Genomic DNA, 2,638 nt, shown 5'->3' with positions numbered 1-2,638 from the left:
CACCAGCGCCTTCTCGTTTTCGGCCAGCGTAACCGTGGCGTCCTCGACATTGGCGGCGGCGGCCTTGGCCGAAGCTTCGGCGCGCTCGATCTGGACTTCGAGTTTCACCGTATCGAGTGTCGCCAGCACGTCACCCTTCTTGACCTGCTGGTTCTCCTCGGCCGAGACCGAGCGGATGATGCCGGACAGTTCGCTTGAAATGTCGACCTGGGTAAGGGGCTGTAGCGTGCCGGTCGCCGACACCGCGACGGTGAGGTCGGCCTTGGCGGCAGGCACGGTGGTGTAATCGATCCTGGCCGGCGAGCCGGCATACCACTGATAGACGCCAAGCCCGGCAGCGAGCACGATCAACGCCAGCAGCGCATAGAGCCAGCCGCGCCGGCGCGATTTGCGCCGACCCGTTCTGTCGAGCCCAAGCGCCGTCTCGATGGCGGAATCCGATTCCGTCTTTGGCAGATTGACAATCTGGTCCACGCTGGACCCCTATAATGCGTAATATCCCGTCTGTGCACAGATCAGGCTTACTGGTTCAAATATCAAATTAAATTTCGCCCATGTTGGGATTGAGGCAGGAATGAAAACCCGGAATTACTTGCTCTACGATGTGTTTACGACCGAGCGACTGGCCGGCAATCCCTTGGCCGTCGTGCTGGACAGCAAGGGATTGGACACGGCGGCGATGCAGGCCATCGCGCGCGAATTCAATCTGTCGGAATCGGTGTTCGTGCTGCCGCCGGACAATCCCAAGCACAGAAACCGCATTCGCATCTTCACGCCCGACTATGAAATGCCGTTCGCCGGCCATCCGACGGTCGGCGCCGCGATCGCGCTGGCCGAACTGGCTGAGGAGGGCGGCGCCGGCATCTTCGTGCTGGAGGAAAACATCGGCCCGGTGCGGTGCGCCGTCAGCAAGCATGACGGCAACACTTTTGCCGAGTTCGACCTGGCGAAGCTGCCGGAGCCGCTGAAGCTCGAAGCCGATCCGGAGGCGATCGGTGCGGCGCTTGGGCTGACGCCGCACGAGATCGGCTTCGAGAATCACCGCGTCGCGTTCTGGTCGGCCGGCGTGCCCTACGTCACCATTCCAGTTGCCAATCTCGAGGCGGCGGGCCGCATCCGGCTGGACAACCAGGCCTGGTCGGAACTGGCGCCGCGCAAGAGCGAGTGGGCCTTCGCCAGCCCCTATGTCTACTGCCGCGAGACGGTGAACCACGAAAGCGCCTTCCATGTGCGCATGATCGTGCCCGGCACGCCTTCCTACGAGGATCCGGCGACCGGCTCGGCGGCTGCGGCCTTTGCCGGCGCCATCATGCATTTCGACGCGCCGACCGACGGCATTTCGCAGCTGTGGATCGAGCAGGGGCTGGAGATGGGCCGGCCTTCGCGCATCCGCCTCGAACTGACCGTGCAAGGCGGAAAACTGGCCTCGGCGCGTATTGGCGGCAACGCGATCAAGGTGGCGGAGGGCAAGCTGTTCATCTGATCGAACGCATGCTCGGTCGATTTGTCGGGAAATGATTCCGGCAGGGCTGGACAGGACCGGTGGTGGCGGCTATATGCCCGCCAACGCCGGTTTTTGCCGGCCGAGTGGGTGCGTAGCTCAGTTGGTAGAGCAGCTGACTCTTAATCAGCGGGTCCACAGTTCAATCCTGTGCGCACCCACCAAATTCCTAGAAGAGTTGGTGGAAAGACCCTCAAAGCGAGACGCGTTTGGTGCGTCTCGGGCAGGCTGTCTGACCGTGATTCTTTAACCGCGCTATCCGGATCTCGTGGCGATTCAGCCGCGTTGAAAAATGCGGCTCAGAAACCGGCCGAGTCGAAAAGCAATGCTCTTTTCCCCGACTGCAGCTTCGTTGGCGCCAATTCCGTCTTTTCCCCCGGAGAAATCGCTGATGAGCCACCAGAAGAAGACCAGGAAGACAACGAAAATGCCGGTATCGATCGGGCCATGACTTGAATAGCTGCTGTGACGGAGCACAACAGCAACCGCCACGGCGATAGACACTGCAGCTGCGACGGGATGAAGTTTTTTCATAGGCAGAATCTATTTGAGAATCGCCGTTGCCGGAAGATGCTTCTTTTGTCGTGACGATGACGGCCGATACGGGGAATGGATAACTACTTCTCCGAAACGCCAGCCTCGGCAAAACTCGCCATGCGGGCATGGCACTCCAGCGCCGAGCGGACGATGTTGACGGCGAGGCAGGCGCCGGAGCCTTCGCCGAGCCGCATGCCGAGATCGAGCAGCGGCGGCAGGCCGAGGGCTTCGAGCAGGCCGCGATGGCCCGATTCGGCCGAAACGTGAGCGGCGATTGTGTGGGCGAGGCCGGTTGGGTGCATCTTTGCCAGTGGGGCTGCGGCGGCGGTGCAGACGAAGCCGTCGAGCAGCACGGGGATGCCCAGATGGCGGGCGGCCAGCGTGGCGCCGAAGATGGCGGCGAGTTCGCGGCCGCCAAGCGCGGCAGCGAGAGCGAGCGGGTCAGCAAGGGCGGCGGCGTGACGCTTCAGCCCGGCTTCGATGGCGACCACCTTGCGCTTGAGGCCGGCGTCGTCGACGCCGGTGCCGCGTCCGGTCCATTTTTCAGCACCACCGCCGAACAGGGCAGCCGAAATGGCGGCGGCCGGCGTGGTGTTGCCG

The 2,638-nt window shown here is 62.9% G+C and carries 4 protein-coding genes and 1 tRNA gene; 2 read left to right on the top strand and 3 right to left on the bottom strand.

The annotated features are described in order from the left end of the window. The coding region (locus tag EN964_RS31280; RefSeq protein ID WP_127277184.1) for a biotin/lipoyl-binding protein at positions 1-474 on the bottom strand (474 nt) is incomplete at its 3' end. A gap of 100 nt (positions 475-574) precedes the next feature. Here EN964_RS31280 and EN964_RS31275 point away from each other — a divergent pair. After that, positions 575-1,483 (top strand): PhzF family phenazine biosynthesis protein, encoded by a 909-nt coding sequence (locus EN964_RS31275; protein WP_127268498.1) that lies wholly within the window; start codon positions 575-577, stop codon positions 1,481-1,483. Between the two features lie 106 nt (positions 1,484-1,589). Next, positions 1,590-1,665: transfer RNA gene (locus EN964_RS31270), tRNA-Lys, on the top strand. Positions 1,666-1,777: 112 nt separating this feature from the next. On the opposite strand, the gene EN964_RS31265 is transcribed toward EN964_RS31270, so the two are convergent. Both EN964_RS31265 and EN964_RS31260 read right to left on the bottom strand, forming a co-directional pair. Continuing rightward, positions 1,778-2,035, bottom strand: a complete 258-nt coding sequence (locus EN964_RS31265; RefSeq protein WP_127268499.1) for a hypothetical protein — start codon at positions 2,033-2,035, stop codon at positions 1,778-1,780. A gap of 83 nt (positions 2,036-2,118) precedes the next feature. Continuing rightward, positions 2,119-2,638, bottom strand: a 520-nt coding sequence (locus EN964_RS31260; protein ID WP_206528783.1) for a nicotinate-nucleotide--dimethylbenzimidazole phosphoribosyltransferase, incomplete at its 5' end; no start/stop codon positions are given.

Origin of the sequence: Mesorhizobium sp. M7A.F.Ca.CA.001.10.2.1, assembly GCF_003998575.1 — a bacterium.
Classification (GTDB): Bacteria; Pseudomonadota; Alphaproteobacteria; order Rhizobiales; family Rhizobiaceae; genus Mesorhizobium.
The sequence above is the reverse complement of the archived record's forward strand: the minus strand, read 5'-3'. Positions and strand labels throughout refer to the sequence as shown.

Bases quoted from the DNA above. Each gene is read 5' to 3' on its own strand.
- EN964_RS31275 (WP_127268498.1), top strand. From the start codon at position 575: ATGAAAACCCGGAATTACTTGCTCTACGATGTGTTTACGACCGAGCGA.
- EN964_RS31265 (WP_127268499.1), bottom strand. From the start codon at position 2,035: ATGAAAAAACTTCATCCCGTCGCAGCTGCAGTGTCTATCGCCGTGGCG.